This is a genomic window from Pseudorhizobium xiangyangii, assembly GCF_020531965.1.
GTDB lineage: Bacteria > Pseudomonadota > Alphaproteobacteria > Rhizobiales > Rhizobiaceae > Neorhizobium > Neorhizobium xiangyangii.
Window position 1 is genome coordinate 1 of sequence record NZ_JAJAWH010000044.1, and the last position, 18,750, is coordinate 18,750.

The following is an 18,750-nucleotide window of genomic DNA, read 5'->3' on the forward strand; positions in this document are numbered from 1 at the left end:
ACCCAACCCCAATCGTCAACAGCCGTTTTGAAAAAATTCCACTTTTCTCAATAACCAGCACAAAACACCCGCACACACACCAATCCCAAAGCCATCACACCATAACAATTGCCTTTCACGTGAGCGAACGCATTGCTTGCCACAACTGCAATGCCGAGGAGATTGTTCCGCATCCTTCCCAAAGCAGTGCGAGCCTCTTAGATGATGTCCATGCACACGGAACGCCCCTCCCCAGAACTGCCCAACCTACCCATCACCGCGGTGTTGCCGGAGATCACCCAGGCTCTTGCCTCGGGTACGCGCGCCGTGCTCTCGGCGCCACCGGGCGCCGGCAAGACAACAATCGTGCCGTTGGCATTGCTCGGCGAGCCGTGGTGCAATGGCAAGATCATCCTTCTCGAGCCGCGGCGGCTCGCCGCCCGCGCCGCCGCAGGGCGCATGGCCTCCCTTCTCGGTGAACCCATCGGCGATACCGTCGGCTACCGGATGCGGCTCGACAGCCGCATCTCCGCCAAAACCCGCATAGAGGTAGTCACGGAGGGCGTCTTTGCCCGCATGCTGCTGGAAGAGCCGGAGCTTGCCGGTGTCTCGGCCGTCATCTTCGACGAATTCCATGAGCGTTCGCTCGACGCCGATTTCGGCCTGGCGCTTGCGCTCGACGTCCAGTCCGGCCTGCGCGAGGATCTGAGGATCCTGGTCATGTCCGCGACGCTCGACACCAAACGGGTAGGAATTCTGCTCGGCGATCCGCCGTTAATTGCCAGCGAAGGCCGCAGCTTTGCCGTCGATATCCGCCATCGGGACCGCCCCGCCGGTGAGCGGATCGAAGACAGCGTAAGCGCAGCAATCCTCGAAGCGCACAGGAGCGAGACCGGATCCATCCTCGCCTTCCTGCCGGGACAGGGGGAAATCCTGCGGACCGTGGAACGCCTGGAAGGACGGTTCGGCCCGGAGACTACAGTGGTTCCGCTCTACGGGAACCTGACGCAGAAGGAACAGGACCTCGCGATCCGTCCGAGTCCCGCCGGACAGCGGAAGATCGTGCTGGCGACGTCCATCGCGGAAACCTCGATAACCATCGACGGTGTGCGGATCATCGTCGATAGCGGCCTCCAGCGACTTCCGGTCTTCGAGCCATCGACCGGCATCACGCGCCTTGAGACAGTGCGCGCCTCCCGCGCCTCCGTCGACCAGCGTGCCGGACGAGCCGGCCGAACCGAACCCGGCATGGCGATCCGCCTCTGGCATCCCGGGCAGACGGCGGCGCTGCCAGCCTTTACGCCACCCCAGATCCTATCGAGCGACCTTTCGCAACTTGCCCTCGATGTGGCGCATTGGGGCGTCCGCGACACTTCCTCCCTTCTTTTCCTAGATCCGCCACCCGTCCCGGCGCTCGCCGAGGCACGCGCCCTCCTGGCGCAGCTGGGTGCGCTCGATGCACAGCACGGGGTGACGGAAAAGGGCCGCCTGATGCGGCGCCTTGCGCTGCCACCACGGCTGGCGGCAATGGCGATCTCCGCAGCTGAGGAAGGGTATGGTCGCGAAGCTTGCCGATTGGCAGTGCTGATCACGGAACAAGGACTGGGCGGCAGCGACGTCGATCTGGACGAGAGGCTGAGGCGCTTTCGCAACGAGAGGAGCGCCCGCGCGGATGCAGCCAGGGGGCTTGCAGACCGCATCGCTCGCGCGCTGCCGAAAGGCGGAGCTTCTAACGACAAGGTCCCCGCCGGGCGCCTGTTGCTGCATGCCTATCCCGACCGGATTGCAATGCAACGCGGCGGCCGCGGGAGGTTCGTCATGGCAAACGGCCGCGGCGCCGAGCTTCCCGAAACCGATCGCATGGCAGCGGCACCCATGCTGGTGATCGCGGACCTCAGCGGACGGGCGGCGCGGGCGCGCATCCTGTCGGCGGCGGAGGTCAGCCGCGCAGAGACGTTGCAGGGTCTTCCGGACGTGGTCATTCAAGGCGACGAATGCTTTTTCGATCCGGCCAGCCGACAGGTACGTGCCCGCCGCGTCACCCGCCTGGGTGCTATCATCTTCGACGAAACGCCACTACCGAGACCGGCCGGGGAACAGGTTGCCCGTGCCCTTGCCGAGGGGATTCGCGAACTCGGGCTCGACGCACTGCCCTTTTCCAAGGAGGCGCTGCACTTCAAGCAGCGGATCGCTTTCCTGCACCGGACGATCGGCGAGCCATGGCCAGACATGAGCGATGAAGCCTTGCTGTCGGGGCTGGGCGAGTGGTTCGTGCCATTCCAGGGCGGTCGCACCAGCCTCGATGGTATTGATCCAGGAAGCCTTACCGATGGCCTGCGCTCGCTTCTTCCCCATGGGATGGGCCAAGAACTCAACCGGATGGCACCCACCCATTTCGAGGCGCCAACAGGACAGCGCCATCCGATCCGCTACGACGGCGCTGATCCGGTCCTGACCATTCGCGTCCAGGAATTGTTCGGAATGAAAATCCACCCTTCCGTTGCAGGCGGCAGGCTGCCTCTCCTCCTGGAACTGACATCGCCGGCGCACCGGCCGATCCAGACAACGCAGGATCTCCCAGGCTTCTGGGCAGGCTCCTGGAAAGACGTTCGCGCCGACATGCGTGGACGCTACCCGAAACATCCCTGGCCGGAAAATCCCGCACAGGCGGCACCTACTGCCCGCGCCAAGCCGCGAGGGACGTGACAGAATGCCGCCTCGGGTGCGAGCGCCCAGCGGGCTAAGGAACTGTTTGAGCTTGAACACTTGCGATCGACGCACGTCGTCAGAGGAATGACATGGACGCACCCTCGGTCAGAGATGCCCAATTCGACCAGCCCACCCGGAGCCTCCGGTTGGAGACGCTCGTGCGGCTGCGCTGGCTTGCTGTGGCCGGTCAGACGGTCACGGTCCTCGTCGTCGATCTGCTTCTCGCCTTCGACCTGCCCCTGCTGCAAGCAGCGTTTCTCGTCGGTGCACTTGCAATTGCCAACATCATGCTGTCGCTCTGGTTTCCGGCGACACACCGTCTGGGGCCGAAGGCGGCACTGGCGCTTCTCAGCTTCGACCTCCTGCAGATGGCATCCCTGCTGTTCATAACCGGAGGATTGGCAAACCCCTTTGCGCCGCTGATCTGTGTCCCCGTCATCATCTCGTTCGCATCGCAGCCGCTGCGGCACTCGATCCCGCTTCTTCTCTTTGCGCTGATCTGCACGACCGCGCTTGCCTTCTCACCCTACCCGCTTCCCTGGTATCCTGGCGAAACGCTGGGCCTGTCGGCCGTGATGCAGCTCGGCATCTGGTTCTCGATCGTCTCGATGATGAGCTTTGCCGCCTTTTATGCCTACCGGGTTTCCAACGAGGCGACGCTGCTTGCGGGCGCGCTTGCCGCCACCGAACTGGTGCTCGAGCGCGAAAAACACCTTTCCCAGCTTGACGGACTTGCAGCAGCAGCAGCGCACGAACTCGGCACGCCGCTCGCAACGATCAGTGTCGTAGCCAAGGAAATGGAGCGCGAGTTCGGCAACGACGAGCGACTGCGGGACGATGTGCAGCTGCTGCGCAGCCAGAGCGAGCGTTGCCGCGACATCCTGCGGCGGCTGACATCGCTGTCGGCCGCAAACGAAGAACATATGCGACGTCTGCCCCTCTCCTCGATGATCGAGGAGGTCATCGCCCCGCACCGGCAGTTCGGCATAGAGATCGCTCTTGTCGAAAACGGCACGGGCTCGAAGGAGCCTGTCTGCGTACGCAATGCCGGCATCCTCTACGGGCTTGGCAACCTTCTCGAAAACGCGGTCGACTATGCAAGAGACAAGGTCACACTAACAGTCGGTCATGATGCCGAACGGGTAGTGGTCATCATCGAGGATGACGGTGTGGGGTATTCGCCCGATATTCTTTCTCGCATCGGCGAACCCTATATGACAAAAAGAAACAAGGAAGTTGAGCGCGCCGGTGGGTTGGGATTGGGTCTGTTCATCGCCAAGACACTGCTTGAGCGCTCTGGTGCAAGACTGCGGTTCGAGAACCGGGATGTTACCCAAGGTGGCGCCCGAATCCGCATCGAATGGCCCCGGGCGATGCTCGAGGAAGGGTAGAGGCGCAACTTGGTCGAGGGGAGCTGGAAAATACCGGCTTCCGCCGCTCGGGACGCATCTGGAGAAAAGACATGGAAACGCACGTGCATGCCGCCGAAACTGCGGAAAACTCTATCGGTCCCGATCCGTCGCTTCTGATCGTGGATGACGACGGTCCGTTCCTCCGACGGCTGGCCCGCGCACTGGAAGGTCGCGGTTTCGTGGTGGACGTTGCGGAATCCGTGGCCGAAGGTATCGCCAAATCGAAGACGAACCCGCCGAAATACGCGGTCGTCGACCTTCGTCTCGGCGACGGCAACGGCCTCGACGTGATCGCGGCGATACGCCAGCAGCGGGAAGACACGAAGACCATCGTGCTGACGGGCTACGGCAACATTGCAACAGCCGTAACCGCCGTGAAGCTTGGCGCTCTCGATTATCTCGCGAAGCCCGCCGATGCGGATGACATCTATCATGCACTGATTCAACGTCCGGGTGAGAAGGCGGATGTCCCCGAAAACCCGATGTCGGCCGACCGGGTGCGGTGGGAACATATCCAGCGCGTCTACGAGATGTGCGAACGCAACGTGTCCGAAACGGCGCGCCGTCTCAATATGCACCGGCGGACGCTGCAGCGGATCCTCGCCAAGCGGGCGCCGAAGTAGGCCTGGTTATATCTCGTCGAAGCTCTTGCCGGTTGCCCATTCCGCCATCGTCAGGCGCTGGGCCGCCACACGGGAGAAGTTGAGCATGACGGACTTGCGGGTCGCCGGCGGAAGGCGGTGATCCGGTGCGTCCCGCATGAGGTGAGCGCCGTATCCGTCCGAGAGCAGAAGACCGCAATCCCCCGGGAATATTTCCAGCGGCACGTCCTTGTGGGTGGCAAAGAACAGCCGGTCGCAGTAGGCGCGGTAGTCCGGCCATTTGCGGTCGACCCGGAAGTCTTCGATCGAGGTCTTGATCTCGATGATCCAGATCTCCCCCTTCTCCGATATTGTGATTAGATCCGCCCTGCGTCCGTTTGCCAACACCAGTTCGGGCAAAGCCGCATGGCGCATGTCGTTGAGAAGGATCTGCAGACCGCGGCGCACCAGCATTGCCCGTGCCGACTGACGTCCGTCGATCAGAGGATTGTTGTTCGCTATGCTGACAAGTGTCATGGGATCCGAAGGCTGATGTACAGCCAAATGTTGCAAAAAGGCCATCTCACCCGCAATTGTGTCGACACCGGGCCCTGACGCGGTGCTGCGGCTTGCAAAGCCAAATCTAATAGAAAATAACCCGTCGACAAAGACGGTTTTCCGCCTGCTTCGCTTTATTCATTTTTCATGAGAACTCCATGCGCATCCGCAACAGCATGATCGCACTCGGCTTGTTGGCGACCCTCGCCCTGGCCGGATGCTCCAGCACCACGTCCGAAACCACCGAAGTCACCCGTGTCGAGACGAGCAAAATCTTCACCGACTCCTATGGACAGGTAAGTGATGCCGGCTACGCTCTTCCTGCAATCCCGATCAACCGCGTGGACAAGAAGTTCCACCGGCAGATCGTCGATTATTCCACGTCGGAAAAGTCCGGGACGATCATCGTCAACACCCGCGAACGCTTCCTCTATTACATTCTGCCGGGCGGCAAGGCCGTGCGTTACGGCATCGGCGTCGGCAAGCAGGGCTTTTCCTGGGAAGGCGAAGCATACGTCGCCTGGAAGCAGGCTTGGCCTATGTGGCATCCGCCGAAGGAGATGGCCGAGCGCAAGCCGGACATCGCCCGTTACGTGGAAAAGGGCATGGGCCCCGGCTTGAGCAACCCGCTCGGTGCACGCGCCATGTACCTGTTCAACGAGAAGGGCCAGGACACGCTCTTCCGCCTGCACGGCACGCCGGAATGGGCATCGATCGGCACCGCGGCATCCTCCGGCTGCATCCGTCTGATGAACCAGGACGTCATGGATCTCTACAATCGGGTTCGGCCTGGCCGCAGCTCCAAGGTCATCGTGATCCAGTAAGGATCTCGCATCCGATCAGAAAGGCCGCCGGATCCCTCCGGCGGCCTTTTGCATTGGAAGACTGCAACCTTGAAATGATGCTCCGGGCTCGCTTGTTATTGGGTGACCTTTAGCGAATAGGCTGCCGGAATTGCCGGTCGTGGCCGTTGTGACCCTGGCATACGCCCTCAAAGGGAGGTCGTGCGCGGCCGTCCGACCGCGGTGGCGATGATACGGGCCTCCAGGAGCCGAGCGAAGCCCTCCACCTCAGGCCTGTCCACCTCTTCCGCCATGGTGACCAGGGCATTGCTTGCACCATCTCGGGCGGCGTGCTCAAGGGCTTTGGTGCGAGCTCTTTCCCGGGCAGCTGTCAGTGCATCATGCTCATCACCCACCACGACGAGGTTGTCTGCCCCGCCGGATACGAGGTAGCGGCCTTCACCGAGCGAGGTGACCACCACCACCACGACCGAGCGCACCTGGCCGACCACGGCGCCAATGGCGTTGGCGACATCGGCATGATCGGGAATGACCGGATCTGCGCCCAGCATATCCGCGACCGCGGGATAGTAGATCGACGCCGAGGCGCCCAGACCCACCAGAGGCCGGTCCAGCGACACGGAAAAGCGAGCAATTCCTGGATGTCGGCGGAGCGCACGATCAACGACAGGGGAACCGGACGGATCGATAGTCTCGCCGCCGTCCTCGCCGAGGCAGGTCGTGAGAATGGCTTCCGCCGAATAGCGGGTCAGTTGCGCCACGACCATTTCCGCCAGCGCTTCGGCCGAACCCGCCATCGTACGGCCGGAACCGTCCTTCCTGCGTGCCTCAAGCTCGAAGCCCAGCCGGGCCGCCTGCGCATTCCACTGGTCCTGCCGACCGAGCACATGCAAGGCGTCGGAAGGGGTGATGCCGCCAATATGGACCAGGCCATGGGTCACGAGTTTGTCGAGCACTGCTTTCTGCGCAGTCGCCTGCAGGAGATCATCGAGAGGTGCCGGCACCGGACCGACGCGTTGTAGCAGCGCCTCATCCTGCGGCTTCAGGCCGTGAACGAGGTTTCGCGGCAACCCGGTGGAGATCGCAAAGCGCCCGTCATGGCGGCCGGGCCGCACAGACCTCAACTGCTTTTCGAGGACCGACACAACGACGTCCGCGTATCGTGCCGCAAGCAGGCTGAGAGGCAGGATACGGCGTGGACCTAGCGCGATGGCGGGCGTAAGGCCCCGATCATCGATGTGGACCTCCGAATCTCCGCCCAGCCCGAACGTCCGAAGCGCCACGGCCTCGACCATCGTGCGGTGACCGCCGACGATGGCACCCTCCTCCGCGAGCCGCGGCATGCCATCGTCCAGCACGGCAACATCCGTGGTCGTGCCACCGATGTCGGAGACGACGGCACGGTCGAGGCCCGTAAGATAGCGAGCACCGACCAGGCTGGCCGCGGGACCGGACAGGATCGTCTCGATAGGTCGAAGGCGCGCCTCGGCGGCCGAGATCAGGGCGCCGTCACCGCGCACCACCATCAGCGGAGCATCGACGCCGATACTTGCGAGAAATCCCTGGCAGGCGTCGATCAGGCGATCGATCACCGGCACGAGGCGGGAGTTGAGAAGGGTCGTCAGCGCACGGCGCGGGCCGCCGAGCTTCGAGGACAGTTCATGGCTGCAGGTAATCGGAAGCGCGGTCTTCTCGCGCAGGCGTTCACGGACACGCAGTTCGTGCGCCGGGTTGCGAACAGCAAAATAGCCGGCAACCGCAAAGGCGGAGACATTGTCACCAAACGCTTTAGCGGCTTCATCCACCGCACCCATGTCCAGGGCCATCTCGTTGCCATGAACATCGTGTCCGCCGGGAACGTGAACCACCGGATCCTGGCCCAAGGCGTCCGCCAGTCCGCCCCGGGCGAGATCCTCCTCGGAAAACCCGATCATGACCAGCGCGATGCGTCCGCCCTGCCCTTCCACCAGCGCATTGGTCGCGAGCGTGGTCGACAGGGACACCATTGCGATATCCGAAGGTGCGATGCCGCTTGTCGCCAGCACCTTCTCCACGGCGCCAGCAATCCCTTTCGAAAGGTCATGCCGCGTCGTCAGCGACTTTGCCTTGGCGATAACCCCTTCCGGTTCGCGAAAGATCACGGCATCCGTGTATGTTCCGCCGGTATCGATACCGAGAAGATAAAGTGAGGACACGCGGCATTCCTAGTGAACCATGCGCTGACCATTACCGCATGACCGACAAAGATCAATTCGCTCCCGAAGACATCCCGTGTCGCAAGCTGACCCGCATCGGCAGGCCGTCGCGCGGCTGCGTCGTCAGCTTCTGCACCGGCCAAGGTTTGGTTTCCGGCGTCGAATCGAATCGGTAGCGGCTCATGAGAACGGCGAGCGCGATCACAGCTTCCTGCATCGCGAAGGTGGCGCCGATACACACACGAGGCCCCGCACCGAACGGCAGATATTGAAAGCGGCCGATCTTGCCGCGGTTTTCCGGCAGAAAGCGCTCCGGGATGAAGGCGCGCGGATTGTCCCAGTAGAGTTCGTGGCGATGCAGGGTCCACGGCATGATGAGGACGGTGACGCCGGCGTCAATCCTGACCGTCTTGCCGTCCGGGCTCGTCCACTCATCGTCGGCGATGGCGGCGCGATTGAGGGATGGTGCCGGCGGATAGAGGCGCAGGGCTTCCTCGAAGGCAGCCTTGACCATCGGCATCTGGTCCAGCCATTCCACCGGTTCGGCACCGGAAGCCATCACCTGATCAATCTCGCTTTCCATCCGCTCGCGCACATGCGGGCTGTTGGCCACGCAATAGAGCGTCCATGCGAGCGCCCTTGCGGTGGTTTCGTGGCCGGCACCGATGAAGGTCAGGATATTGTCCTCGATCTCCTCCATCGTCAGCCCGTCAGGCCCTGCGAGCTCAAGCAGCAACGTCAGGAAGTCCTGTGGCGCATTGTCGGGATCCTCGCGCATCTTCTTCTGCCGCAACGCCATTGTATTGGCGACGATCTCACGAAATTTGTCGAGCACTCGCCTGCCGCCGATGCGCGTGATCCGCGGCACCCATGGCGGCGCCCGCAACAGGTCCATCGGATCGACTCGACCCATGCGGTGGAGAAGGCTGTCGACATCGTCGGAGAAGTCATTGCTCTCGGTGACGATCTCGCCCGAAAACAACGTCTCGGATAGAATGTTGAACGTGATTTCCGTCATATCGACCGAAATGTCGAAGACCTTGCCTTCCGGCCCCACATCTTCATATTTCTCGGCATATTCCAGCGACTTTCGCAGCATCTGCCCCGCAAAGCCCTTGGCATGCCGCGGCGTGAAGACCGGCGCCATGGCCTTGCGCGACCGCTTCCAGACCGGGCCTTCAGCCGTCAACAAACCGTCTCGAAGGATTGGCCGCAGAATAAGCTGGCGGATCTCCGACATTTCATAGTTGGAAGCATTGTCGACGAGCACGTGGCGAATAAGGCCCGGGTCGTTGACGATAATGGTGCGTTCCTTGAGGAACTTCGTCTCGATCCACGGCAGCGTGTAGGACGGGACACCCCACAGCTCCAGCGGGTTCTTGAGAACCGTCCGGATAATCTCGAGCCGCGAGGGCGGCACGGTTCGTGGAACGGGAGCGGGCGGAACGAAGTGTTCGGGGCGCATGTCCAAGGACGGCCCTCCTGCGGCTGTTTCCTCTAGACAGGATATCAGCACTCAGAGCAGCGATTTCAACTCTGCAAGCTTATCGTTGACCAGCCAGCCGTAGTAGTTCTCCTCTGGAAAACCGCCGCGCGCACGAAGGGCGGCAGCGCGCTGGTCGGAACCGCCGGTATTGTAGAGCGTCGACGTAATCCCCGGGTTGGTTGAGATGTCCACACCGGCAATGGACGCATAGTCGTCGATGGACTTGCGGATGCTCGCTGCCATGTAGGCGAGCGACTTGTCCGGGTCCATGATCGCCTCGTAGACCTCCGCGGCATTGTTCTCGTCGAGCTTCGAATAGCCTGACGCCTTGGCCACCATGTCCGACAGCATGAGCGCCGTCAGCGGATTGACCTGGCCCAGCCCGAAGGTCTGGCCGGCGTAAAACGGCTGGAAGAAGACCGCGCTGAACCGGTTGTTCGGGAAGGCGCGCCCGCCGACGGTACGATTGCGGAATTCCTTGTCCCAGACAGCCTCGCGGCAAGTCCAGAGACGGTAGGAGTCCTTTTTGTCGTCGCAACGATCAAACTGCGGACGGGCCACGAACTCGGCGACCGACTCGTCCTCATAACCGAACCGGAACCGGTTCCCAGCATAGGCCGCAGCCTTGATGTAGTAGGATTGCAGCCGATCATAGGCATCGACGTTATAGGTATGCTCTCCGACGATGGCACCGATCATGTGGATCGGATCGATCCGGTAGTCGGCGGCCGTCGCCTTGATCTTGCCGACCAACGCCCTGTCCTTCGCCAGCAGGTCGCGGATCTTGTCGTACTTGTTATCGAACGTGGTGCTGCCGGCGCGGGTCCGTCGTACCGAAGCACCAGGAACCTTCGGCTGTTCAACGTTGCGGTTGCCGTCGGGAACAGGACGCAGGCCACTGGCCTCGGCACCCGAAATGCCACCGACGATAAGAAGAACTGCAAGGATAAGACGCTTCAAGATGTCATTTCCGGAATACTTGCCAGGGAGGTTTCAGGTTGCCCTACGCAAAACAATTGCTGACCTGACCGCACGCTCTCAATCGAATGAAGCCTCCCTTACGAGCAAGGAAGGCTTCATGTCGAGGTGGTTTACTTCAAAATACTGTCAGCATCACTACGACATTTGTCATACGTTGCCGCGGCGACACGCCTCACAGGATGTAGCGCGACAAATCGGTATCCGCCGCCAGGTCGCCGACATGCTTACGGACATAGTCAGCGTCGATCGTCACCGCGCTGCCGCCCCGATCAGGTGCGTTGAACGAAATCTCGTCCAGAACACGCTCCATGACGGTTTGCAGACGCCGCGCCCCAATGTTCTCGACCGATGAGTTTAGGTGCACCGCCACGTCGGCCAGCGCGTCGATGGCATCGTCGGTGAAATCGAGCTTGAGCTGTTCCGTGTCCATCAGCGCCTTGTACTGCCGGATGAGACTTGCCTCCGTTTCCGTCAGGATGCGGCGGAAATCCTCCTTCGTCAGCGGGCGGAGCTCGACGCGGATCGGCAAGCGGCCCTGCAGTTCAGGCAAGAGGTCGGAGGGCTTCGCCACGTGGAACGCGCCCGATGCAATGAACAGGACGTGATCCGTCTTTACCGGACCATACTTGGTCGCAACCGTTGTGCCTTCGACCAGCGGCAGCAAGTCACGTTGCACGCCTTCTCGCGACACGCCGGCACCCATGGCGCCATCGCGGGCCGCGATCTTGTCGATCTCGTCGAGGAAGACGATACCGTCGTTTTCGACGGAGCGAACGGCCTCGCGCTGAATGACTTCGTTGTCGATCAGCTTGTCCGATTCATCGCGGATCAACTCGGCATAGGACTTGGACACGGTCGTGCGCACCTTCTTGGTGCGACCGCCCAGTGCCTTGCCGAACATCTCGGATAAGTTGAGGACGCCGATGTTCGCACCCGGCATGCCGGGGATTTCCAGACCGGGCATGCCGGAACCGGTGTCGGCAACCTCGACCTCGATTTCCTTGTCGTCCATTTCGCCGCTGCGGAGCTTCTTGCGGAAACTATCCCGTGTAGCCGGCGACGCAGTTGCGCCCACAAGCGCATCAAGCACCCGCTCCTCGGCGCTCATATGCGCCTTGGCCTGCACCTCGGCACGCTTCTTCTCGCGCACCAGGCCGATGCCGACCTCCACGAGATCGCGGATGATCTGCTCGACGTCGCGGCCGACATAGCCGACTTCAGTGAACTTGGTGGCCTCGACCTTGATGAAGGGTGCGCCGGCGAGCTTTGCCAGCCGGCGCGAAATCTCCGTCTTGCCGACGCCGGTCGGGCCGATCATCAGAATGTTCTTCGGCATGACCTCGTCACGCAGGCTCTCGTCGAGCTGCTGGCGGCGCCAGCGGTTGCGCAACGCTATGGCCACAGCGCGCTTGGCATCATGCTGACCGATGATGTGGCGGTCGAGTTCGGAGACGATCTCCCTCGGTGAAAATGTCATCATGTCAAATCCGTTCCTGTGGTGCGTCCAGTGCCACGAAATGGACCGGACCGTAGATTGTTGCGCGTCGTTCAAGGAGGCGGAAAATCCTCTTGGCGCACGCCGCGGAATGAGCAGAGAGGCCTCTGGTCAGCCCTCGGCATCCAGTGCTTCCACCACGATGTTGTGGTTCGTGTAGACACAGATTTCCGCTGCTATCTCGAGCGCGGCGCGGGCGATGTCTTCCGCCGACTTGTCTCCGTCCATCATGGCCCGGGCAGCGGCATAGGCAAAATTCCCGCCTGATCCGATTGCGATCGTACCATGCTCCGGCTCCAGCACATCGCCATTGCCGGTAATGGCCAGCGTAATGGTCTTGTCCGCGACCAGCATCATGGCCTCGAGGTTGCGCAGATACTTGTCCGTTCGCCAGTCCTTGGCGAGTTCGACAGCAGCACGCATCAACTGCCCCGGATATTGCTCGAGCTTCTTTTCCAATCGGTCGAGCAGCGTGAAAGCGTCTGCGGTCGCCCCAGCAAATCCGGCGATGACCTCGCCGCCCTTGCCGATGCGGCGAACCTTGCGCGCATTCCCTTTCATGACGGTCTGGCCAAGGCTTACCTGACCATCGCCCGCCATGATCACCTTGCCGCCCTTCCGGACTGTAATGATTGTTGTCATCTTTCACCCGTTGGCCCGTATCGGGCATTGTCTTGAGAAGGCTCGATCGCCTCCGTCAATCCTATGTAAGTGGGCCTTGGCCGATTGCAAACAGCTCCAGATACGGTGTTCTGCCGACAGTGCTTTTGCTGGATATTTGCCAGACTGCCTGTTATGGAGCGCTGGTCAATCGCATGGAGCAGACAATGGGCGAAGCAGCCGCCACACGCACCGGATCGGTGTCCCGCAAGACGAATGAGACCTCGGTTTCAGTCTCCGTCAATCTCGACGGTACCGGAACCGCAAAGATCTCGACAGGCGTGGGCTTCTTCGATCACATGCTGGACCAATTGTCCCGCCACTCGCTGATCGACATGGAGATCGACGTGAAGGGCGACCTGCACATCGATGATCACCACACCGTCGAAGACACGGGAATTGCGCTTGGTCAGGCGATCTCGAAGGCGCTGGGCGACCGGCGCGGCATCACGCGCTACGCCTCGATCGACCTTGCCATGGACGAGACAATGACGAAGGCGGCCGTGGATCTGTCGGGGCGTCCCTTCCTTGTCTGGAACGTCGAATTCAGCTCACCCAAGATCGGCAGCTTCGATACGGAACTGGTGCGGGAGTTCTTCCAGGCGCTTGCCCAGAATGCCGGCATCACGCTGCATATCTTCAACTATTACGGCGCCAACAACCACCATGTCGCGGAAACCTGCTTCAAGGCGGTTGCCAGAACCTTGCGAGCGGCGACGGAAATCGATCCGCGCCAGGCGAACCGGGTGCCATCCACGAAGGGCACGCTCGTCTAGACGGCGAAGGAGTTGTCTTGAAAAGCTATCTCGTCCTGACGCCACCAGGCGGATCTGATCCGGATCATCGCAAGACGATCGTCATGGCAGACCGCTTTTCCTGGCTGGCTTTGTTCTTTCCGTGGATCTGGCTGCTGACGAAGCGGCTTTGGCTCCCTGCTATCGCCGTCCTCGTGGCTCAGGCGGTCGCGGGCCAGTTGATCCAGGTCCCAGGTCTGGAGCTTGTCGGGTTGCTGGCTGCTTTGTCGATCAACCTTCTTGTTGCCCTTGAAGGACGCCACTTCTATAGCGAAGTTCTCATAAGGCGCGGCTGGACATTGGAGGACGTGATCACCGCTACCGACCTGGAAACCGCCGAGGAGTTCTACTTCGCCGGCCAGCGACAGGTCCGCGCCGAACTTCCCGCCGTTTCCGGCTGGGCCAAAACGTCCGGGGCTCTGCCATCCACGGGATGGGACCACGGCGGGATCGGGCTATTCGACAATCAAGGAGGACGCTGATGCGCGTCGCTATCATCGACTATGGATCGGGCAATCTGCGCTCCGCCACCAAGGCGTTCGAGCGTGCCGCCCGTGAAGCGGGCATCGAAGCAACGATCGACCTGACGGACAAGGCAGACGCGGTGGCGACGGCTGACCGTATCGTGCTGCCGGGCGTTGGCGCCTATGCGGACTGCCGCGCCGGTCTCGATTCCGTTCCCGGCATGCATGACGCGATCGTAGACGTCGTCGAGAAGAAGGGACGTCCATTCTTGGGCATCTGCGTCGGAATGCAGCTGATGTCTTCACGCGGGCTCGAAAAGACCGTCACCGAGGGACTGGGCTGGATAGAGGGCGACGTCAAGGAGATGACGCCGAGCGATCCTGGCCTGAAAATCCCGCAGATCGGCTGGAATACGCTCGACCTGAAGCACCCTCACCCCCTGTTCGACGGGATCCCGACGGGTGCGGACGGATTGCATGCCTATTTCGTCCATTCCTATCATCTGGCCGCGAAACACTCCTCGGACGTCATCGCAACCACCAACTATGGGGGTCCTATGACGGCTTTCGTCGGACGCGACAACATGGTCGGCGCCCAGTTCCATCCCGAAAAGAGCCAGACCCTCGGCCTCGCCCTGATCGCCAATTTCCTGCGCTGGAAGCCCTGAACATGATCCTCTTTCCCGCAATCGACCTCAAGGACGGCCAGTGCGTTCGTCTCAAGCTCGGCGACATGGAGCAGGCCACGGTCTACAATCCAGACCCCGCCGCCCAGGCAAAAGCTTTCGAGGACCAGGGGTTCAAGTGGCTGCACGTGGTCGACCTCAACGGGGCGTTCGCCGGTGAAAGCGTCAATGGTGCAGCGGTCGACGCGATCCTCAAGGCGACGAAGAACCCCGTGCAACTCGGCGGCGGTATTCGCACGCTGGAGCATATCGAGAATTGGTTGTCCCGTGGTCTCGCCCGCGTCATCCTGGGTACGGTGGCCGTTCGCGATCCGGCGCTGGTGATCGGGGCCTGCAAGCGTTTCCCCGGCAAGATCGCCGTCGGAATCGACGCCAAGGGCGGTAAGGTCGCCGTCGAAGGCTGGGCTGAGGCGTCCGAGCTTGGCGTGATCGAGCTTGCCAGGAAGTTCGAGGGTGCAGGCGTGTCCGCGATCATCTACACGGACATCGACCGCGACGGTATCCTGGCCGGCATCAACTGGGAATCGACGCTCGAGCTTGCGAACACCGTTTCCATTCCGGTCATCGCCTCCGGCGGCCTTGCATCGCTGGAGGACATCCGGCGCATGTTGCAGCCGGACGCCAGCCGTCTCGAAGGTGCGATTTCGGGCCGCGCGCTCTATGACGGCCGGATCGATCCGACCGAGGCGCTGGCACTGATCCGCGCCAGAAAAGGAGATGCCGCATGAGCCTCAAGGCCCGCGTTATTCCCTGTCTGGACGTCAAAGATGGTCGCGTTGTCAAAGGCGTCAATTTCGTTGACCTGATCGATGCAGGCGATCCCGTCGAAGCCGCCAAGGCTTACGATGCCGCCGGCGCCGACGAACTCTGCTTTCTCGACATCACGGCGTCGTCAGACAATCGCGATACGATCTTCGACGTCGTCGCCCGCACCGCCGACCACTGCTTCATGCCGCTGACGGTCGGCGGCGGCGTCAGGGCGGTCGGCGATATCCGCAAGCTGCTTCTGGCCGGCGCCGACAAGGTTTCCATCAACTCGGCCGCCGTGAAGAACCCCGATTTCGTCGCGGAAGCAGCCGACAAGTTTGGCAATCAGTGCATCGTCGTGTCGATTGACGCCAAGAAGGTCTCGATACCAGGCGAAACAGATCGCTGGGAGATCTTTACTCATGGCGGGCGCCAGCCGACCGGCATCGACGCCGTCGAATTTGCCGCAAAGGTGGTCGAGCGTGGTGCAGGCGAGCTGCTGATCACATCGATGGATCGCGACGGCACCAAGAGCGGTTATGATCTGGTGCTGACCCGGACGATCGCCGATTCCGTTCGCGTTCCGGTGGTCGCATCGGGCGGCGTCGGCTCCCTCGACGATCTCGTCGCCGGCATCCGGGACGGCCACGCCACGGCAGTGCTTGCGGCCTCCATTTTCCACTTCGGCACCTATACGGTTGGGGAAGCCAAGCGCTATATGTCCGAACACGGCATCGCGATGCGGCTCCATTGAAGCCGTAGGAGGCATGACATGAGCGATTTCTCCCTCACCGACCTCGAGCGGATCGTTGGCGCGCGGGCAAAGGCGTCTCCAGAGACCTCCTGGACGGCGAAACTCGTCGCGGCGGGCCAGACGAAGGCTGCCAAGAAGCTCGGGGAAGAGGCGGTCGAGACGGTCATCGCTGCCGTTGCCCAGGACCGACAGGAACTCGTCAGCGAAAGTGCGGACCTCCTCTATCACCTTATGGTCGTATTGAACATTGCCGGCATTCCGCTGCAGGATGTGCTGGACGAACTTCAGCGGCGGACCGCGCAATCGGGCCTGCAGGAAAAGGCAAACCGGCAATCATGACAGTGGCAATGCAACCGGCACAGGGTTCCGAGCAAGCGCCTTATGCCGCCTATTCGCCTTATCACGTCTTTGCGTCTGCCGAGTGGGCACGCTTCCGCGCCGATACGCCGCTGACGCTCAGGGCTGACGAAGTTACCCGATTGCGCTCCCTCGACGATCCGATCGACCTCGACGAGGTCCGGCGCATCTATCTTTCGCTGTCGCGCCTCCTTTCGGCGCATGTGGAGGCGTCGCAGTTGCTGTTCCAGCAGCGCAATCGCTTCCTCAGCCTGGCCGACGTCACCAAGACGCCTTTCGTCATCGGGATTGCCGGTTCGGTCGCGGTCGGAAAGTCGACCACCGCACGCATTCTTCAGGAGCTTCTGGCCCGCTGGCCGTCGAGCCCCAAGGTAGACCTCATCACCACCGACGGATTTCTCTATCCCAATGCGGTCCTCAAGCGCGAGAACCTTATGGAGCGAAAGGGCTTTCCGGAGAGCTACGATATCGGCGCCCTGCTCCGCTTCCTTTCCGCCATCAAAGCCGGGCAACCCAACGTCAAGGCTCCGCGGTACTCGCACCTGACCTACGACGTTCTTCCGGACGAGTTCCTAACCGTGGACCGGCCGGACATCCTGATCTTCGAAGGAATCAACGTGCTCCAGCCGCGCGATCTCCCCGCGGACGGCAAGTTTGTGCCGATGGTCTCCGATTTCTTCGATTTCTCGATCTATATCGATGCCGACGAGGCGCAAATTCACCACTGGTATGTCGAGCGCTTCATGAAGTTGCGGCTGACCGCATTCCGCGACCCTAACTCGTTCTTCAACCGGTATGCGACCATCACCGAGGACTCGGCCCGTGCGATCGCAGAGGGTTTGTGGGAGAATATCAACCTGAAGAACCTGCGGCAAAACATTCTGCCGACCCGCCCCCGCGCCGACCTCATCCTTCGCAAAGGATCGAACCACCTCGTGGAAACGGTCGCCCTGAGAAAACTCTGACTTTCAGTCGGTCACCCGACGCAGCGTGAGATTGATCCGACCGCCACTCTTCAGAAGCGTCGATGTATTCGGGTAGATCCGATCGACACCATGGAAGCAAAGGCGCCCTGGGCCACCCAGCACGACGATATCGCCGCTCGACAGCCGGAACGAAGACGTCGGATCCTTGCGGCCCACACCGCCGACCCTGAAAAGACAGGCATTGCCGAGCGAAACTGACACGACAGGCGCCGACAGGTCAGTTTCGTCCTTGTCCTGATGCAGCCCCATCCGGGCCTCATCCGAATAGAAGTTGATGAGACACGCTTCCGGTGGCTTCGAATGGGCTGCCAGGGCGTCCCAGAGCGCAAGCAATTCCGGCGGCATCGCCGGCCACGCCCTGTTCGTCTTCGGATGAACGCTCTGATAGCGATAGCCTTGCATCTTGTCCGTAACCCAGCCAAGCGATCCGCAATTGGTCATTCGCACGGACATCGGCTTTCCCGTCCCAGGCATTTCCGGAACGTAGAGCGGCGCTTCGACCACCACCTGCCGGATCAGTTCGACCAGACGCGCCTGCGCCGGCCGATCGAGGTATCCAGGCAGATATCGCACACCTTCAGGAAGACCGGACATAACGTCTCAATCCCCCGACGGCTTGCCGCGCATCTTCTTCACGTCCGAGCGTCCCGCCTTTTCCTTAAGACGCCGCTCCACGGAGCCCCTGGTCGGCTTTGTGGTCTTGCGCGGCGGCGGCGGCGGTTCCGCGGCCTTGAGAATCAATTCCTTCAGCCGCTCCCGCGCATCTTCGCGATTGCGTTCCTGGCTGCGAAAGCGGTTGGCCTCGATCATCAACACGCCGTCCTTCGACATCCGACGACCGGCGATGCGTGCCGAATTGTCCTTGACCCGGTCCGGAAGCGATGGCGAGTTGAGAACATCGAAGAAGAGCTGGACCGCGGTCGACACCTTGTTGACGTTCTGTCCGCCCGGGCCGCCAGCGAGGACGAATTGCTCGGTCAGTTCCCAACCTGCGATCGTGATCCGGCTATTGATATAAAGGGGATTGCTGGCCATGGTTCATGTGTCTCCGTCGCCTCTATCCCACAAACGGCAGGCGAAGAAAACCGCCGGTCTCGATCGAG

The 18,750-nt window shown here is 61.7% G+C and carries 19 protein-coding genes; 11 read left to right on the forward strand and 8 right to left on the reverse strand.

The window, feature by feature from the left end:
* Nucleotides 1–210: 210 nt before the first annotated feature.
* The 3 genes from hrpB to LH464_RS23000 all read left to right on the forward strand — a co-directional run bounded on the left by hrpB (nucleotide 211) and on the right by LH464_RS23000 (nucleotide 4,723).
* Nucleotides 211–2,685: an ATP-dependent helicase HrpB gene (gene hrpB / locus LH464_RS22990; RefSeq protein ID WP_226788747.1), complete on the forward strand. Its 2,475-nt coding sequence runs from the start codon at nucleotides 211–213 to the stop codon at nucleotides 2,683–2,685.
* A gap of 92 nt (nucleotides 2,686–2,777) precedes the next feature.
* The gene (locus tag LH464_RS22995; RefSeq protein WP_226788748.1) at nucleotides 2,778–4,079 is read left to right on the forward strand and encodes an ActS/PrrB/RegB family redox-sensitive histidine kinase; all 1,302 of its coding nucleotides are present in this window, start codon (nucleotides 2,778–2,780) and stop codon (nucleotides 4,077–4,079) included.
* 71 nt (nucleotides 4,080–4,150) lie between these two features.
* Nucleotides 4,151–4,723, forward strand: a complete 573-nt coding sequence (locus LH464_RS23000; RefSeq protein WP_226788749.1) for an ActR/PrrA/RegA family redox response regulator transcription factor — start codon at nucleotides 4,151–4,153, stop codon at nucleotides 4,721–4,723.
* A gap of 6 nt (nucleotides 4,724–4,729) precedes the next feature.
* On the opposite strand, the gene LH464_RS23005 is transcribed toward LH464_RS23000, so the two are convergent.
* Nucleotides 4,730–5,218 (reverse strand): MmcB family DNA repair protein, encoded by a 489-nt coding sequence (locus LH464_RS23005; protein ID WP_226788750.1) that lies wholly within the window; start codon nucleotides 5,216–5,218, stop codon nucleotides 4,730–4,732.
* A 179-nt stretch (nucleotides 5,219–5,397) separates the two neighbouring features.
* Here LH464_RS23005 and LH464_RS23010 point away from each other — a divergent pair, with 179 nt between their 5' ends.
* Entirely contained in the window at nucleotides 5,398–6,063 is a 666-nt protein-coding gene (locus LH464_RS23010; RefSeq protein ID WP_226788751.1) for a L,D-transpeptidase, read from the forward strand.
* Nucleotides 6,064–6,230: 167 nt separating this feature from the next.
* On the opposite strand, the gene LH464_RS23015 is transcribed toward LH464_RS23010, so the two are convergent.
* From LH464_RS23015 to hslV, 5 genes are all read right to left on the reverse strand, one after another.
* A complete protein-coding gene (locus LH464_RS23015) occupies nucleotides 6,231–8,237 on the reverse strand; it encodes a hydantoinase/oxoprolinase family protein (protein ID WP_226788752.1) in 2,007 nt (668 codons plus the stop codon).
* A 52-nt stretch (nucleotides 8,238–8,289) separates the two neighbouring features.
* Nucleotides 8,290–9,708, reverse strand: coding sequence for a cytochrome P450 (locus tag LH464_RS23020; protein ID WP_226788753.1), 1,419 nt, complete (start codon nucleotides 9,706–9,708; stop codon nucleotides 8,290–8,292).
* Between the two features lie 45 nt (nucleotides 9,709–9,753).
* The gene (locus tag LH464_RS23025) at nucleotides 9,754–10,653 is read right to left on the reverse strand and encodes a DUF1402 family protein (RefSeq protein WP_390625041.1); all 900 of its coding nucleotides are present in this window, start codon (nucleotides 10,651–10,653) and stop codon (nucleotides 9,754–9,756) included.
* A 223-nt stretch (nucleotides 10,654–10,876) separates the two neighbouring features.
* The gene (gene hslU, locus LH464_RS23030) at nucleotides 10,877–12,184 is read right to left on the reverse strand and encodes an ATP-dependent protease ATPase subunit HslU (protein WP_226788755.1); all 1,308 of its coding nucleotides are present in this window, start codon (nucleotides 12,182–12,184) and stop codon (nucleotides 10,877–10,879) included.
* Nucleotides 12,185–12,310: 126 nt separating this feature from the next.
* Nucleotides 12,311–12,841 (reverse strand): ATP-dependent protease subunit HslV, encoded by a 531-nt coding sequence (hslV, locus tag LH464_RS23035; protein ID WP_226788756.1) that lies wholly within the window; start codon nucleotides 12,839–12,841, stop codon nucleotides 12,311–12,313.
* Between the two features lie 185 nt (nucleotides 12,842–13,026).
* Here hslV and hisB point away from each other — a divergent pair, with 185 nt between their 5' ends.
* From hisB to coaA, 7 genes are read left to right on the forward strand one after another with little or no spacing between them, the layout of a single operon-like run.
* On the forward strand, nucleotides 13,027–13,635 hold the full coding sequence (gene hisB, locus LH464_RS23040) for an imidazoleglycerol-phosphate dehydratase HisB (RefSeq protein WP_226788757.1): 609 nt from the start codon (nucleotides 13,027–13,029) through the stop codon (nucleotides 13,633–13,635).
* Nucleotides 13,636–13,652: 17 nt separating this feature from the next.
* A complete protein-coding gene (locus LH464_RS23045; protein WP_226788758.1) occupies nucleotides 13,653–14,135 on the forward strand; it encodes a DUF2628 domain-containing protein in 483 nt (160 codons plus the stop codon).
* Nucleotides 14,135–14,785, forward strand: a complete 651-nt coding sequence (gene hisH / locus LH464_RS23050) for an imidazole glycerol phosphate synthase subunit HisH (protein ID WP_226788759.1) — start codon at nucleotides 14,135–14,137, stop codon at nucleotides 14,783–14,785. Before LH464_RS23045 ends, hisH begins: the two co-directional genes overlap by 1 nt.
* A 2-nt stretch (nucleotides 14,786–14,787) precedes the next feature.
* Complete coding sequence (gene hisA / locus LH464_RS23055; RefSeq protein WP_226788760.1) at nucleotides 14,788–15,531, forward strand: 1-(5-phosphoribosyl)-5-[(5-phosphoribosylamino)methylideneamino]imidazole-4-carboxamide isomerase; 744 nt, start codon at nucleotides 14,788–14,790, stop codon at nucleotides 15,529–15,531.
* A complete protein-coding gene (hisF, locus tag LH464_RS23060) occupies nucleotides 15,528–16,304 on the forward strand; it encodes an imidazole glycerol phosphate synthase subunit HisF (protein WP_226788761.1) in 777 nt (258 codons plus the stop codon). Before hisA ends, hisF begins: the two co-directional genes overlap by 4 nt.
* Before the next feature lie 18 nt (nucleotides 16,305–16,322).
* Complete coding sequence (locus LH464_RS23065; RefSeq protein WP_226788762.1) at nucleotides 16,323–16,643, forward strand: phosphoribosyl-ATP diphosphatase; 321 nt, start codon at nucleotides 16,323–16,325, stop codon at nucleotides 16,641–16,643.
* The gene (gene coaA / locus LH464_RS23070) at nucleotides 16,640–17,626 is read left to right on the forward strand and encodes a type I pantothenate kinase (RefSeq protein WP_226788763.1); all 987 of its coding nucleotides are present in this window, start codon (nucleotides 16,640–16,642) and stop codon (nucleotides 17,624–17,626) included. Before LH464_RS23065 ends, coaA begins: the two co-directional genes overlap by 4 nt.
* 3 nt (nucleotides 17,627–17,629) lie before the next feature.
* On the opposite strand, the gene LH464_RS23075 is transcribed toward coaA, so the two are convergent.
* Nucleotides 17,630–18,241 carry an alpha-ketoglutarate-dependent dioxygenase AlkB family protein gene (locus LH464_RS23075; protein WP_226788764.1) on the reverse strand — a complete coding sequence of 204 codons (612 nt, stop codon included), beginning with the start codon at nucleotides 18,239–18,241 and terminating at the stop codon, nucleotides 17,630–17,632.
* 6 nt (nucleotides 18,242–18,247) lie between these two features.
* The gene (gene arfB, locus LH464_RS23080) at nucleotides 18,248–18,682 is read right to left on the reverse strand and encodes an alternative ribosome rescue aminoacyl-tRNA hydrolase ArfB (protein WP_226788765.1); all 435 of its coding nucleotides are present in this window, start codon (nucleotides 18,680–18,682) and stop codon (nucleotides 18,248–18,250) included.
* Between the last annotated feature and the right edge of the window lie 68 nt (nucleotides 18,683–18,750).